This is a genomic window from uncultured Campylobacter sp. (assembly GCF_938031315.1).
GTDB lineage: Bacteria > Campylobacterota > Campylobacteria > Campylobacterales > Campylobacteraceae > Campylobacter_B.
Window position 1 is genome coordinate 1 of record NZ_CALHHT010000337.1, and the last position, 1,356, is coordinate 1,356.

Genomic DNA, 1,356 nt, shown 5'->3' on the forward strand with positions numbered 1-1,356 from the left:
CTGCCACAAATAGAGCTAAACTTAAGCGAACTCGAGTCTCTAAATATCACCGAGGCGAATCGCAATGCTTATGGTTCGGTCATGTGTGAATGGCAAGATGTGGAGAGCGGCAAGCGTAAGCAGATCAAAGTAGGCAAAGGCAAACAGACCTATAAGATGCAGATCCCGGAGCCGAAAAGCGACGCCGAGGCTTACAAGCTGGCGCAAAGTAAATTGAACGAGCTCAAAAAAGGCGGCATCAACGGACGGTGCTCGTGTATGGGAGCCAATATCGTCGCGGGCGCGCAGGTTAAATTTAAAGGTGCGCCGGGGCTTGAGGATGTTAAATTTAGCGTAAAATCGGTTTCGCATACTTTTGACGCCTCAGGGTATACCATTGAGATAGAATTTGAAGGATAAAGGAGCAAAGATGATTTTAGAAATCGTGAGATTTAAAGAAATTGATGATATGACGCTCGGGCGCTTCATATTGCGCAACGGTGAAAGAGAGGTGCTAAAAGGCTATACCTGCGAGCCTGCGGGCCCCGATACTACACAAAGCGGCATGGATAGACGCATACCGCAAGGACAGTATCAAATAGCCTGGCACGATAGCCCTAAATTTAGAGCAAGATTGCCTCTGCTTTGGAATAAAATAGTACCAAAAAGCCGCTGCATTCTGATCCACGCTGGCAATACCGGAAGCAATACCGAGGGTTGCGTGCTACTGGGTTCATCTTTGGGCGCGCACGGAGTGAAAGACTCCCGTGCGGCTTTGAGCGCGCTGCTTACCGCCGTAAAAGGGCAAGAATTTGCAGTGCAAATATCTAATTTACAGCTTTGACTTTCGCATACCGTCAATAAATATTTATGATTTATATCTTCAGAAATTTTAGAGAACGGAGTCGGATATTTTTTGATATAATTGTATAAAAATATCGGGAGTCTAAAATGTCAAATATTGAAGAAAAATATATAAAGGATATTGACATATCAAATCCTTTTTTTGATTCATTAAGGAGCGATTACGATGGATTTGACGCATGGATTGAGAGAAAGGCTTTATCTGGTGAAAAGGCTTATGTTCTATTTGACGATAATCGGATAGTGGCTTTTTTATACTTAAAGGTAGAAAATCCAGTAGATAACACAAATATAGATCCTAAGCTTGATACTGGCCATCCATGGCTAAAAATAGGAACTATGAAGATAGAAGCTCATGGAACTAAACTGGGCGAACGTCTCATAAAGAGAGTCTTCGATTTTGCGGTATCAAAAAATATTTACGATGTTTATGTTACCTCTTTTGCAAAACAAACCCCGTTAATAGCCTTATTAAAAAGGTACGGTTTTGTTGAATATGGTAAAAAAAATGAA

2 protein-coding genes and 1 pseudogene are annotated in these 1,356 nt (G+C 41.7%); all 3 read left to right on the top strand.

The features are described 5' to 3' along the window. A pseudogene (locus tag Q0236_RS08080) lies at positions 1-399 on the top strand (phage tail protein); the annotation flags it as partial. Between the two features lie 10 nt (positions 400-409). Continuing rightward, positions 410-823 carry a DUF5675 family protein gene (locus tag Q0236_RS08085; RefSeq protein ID WP_297916747.1) on the top strand — a complete coding sequence of 138 codons (414 nt, stop codon included), beginning with the start codon at positions 410-412 and terminating at the stop codon, positions 821-823. A gap of 107 nt (positions 824-930) precedes the next feature. After that, positions 931-1,356, top strand: a 426-nt coding sequence (locus Q0236_RS08090) for a GNAT family N-acetyltransferase (RefSeq protein ID WP_297916749.1), incomplete at its 3' end; no start/stop codon positions are given.

What these genes read in the sequence shown, in the direction of transcription:
- Q0236_RS08085 (WP_297916747.1), top strand. Translation starts at nt 410, where the DNA reads ATGATTTTAGAAATCGTGAGATTTAAAGAAATTGATGATATGACGCTC.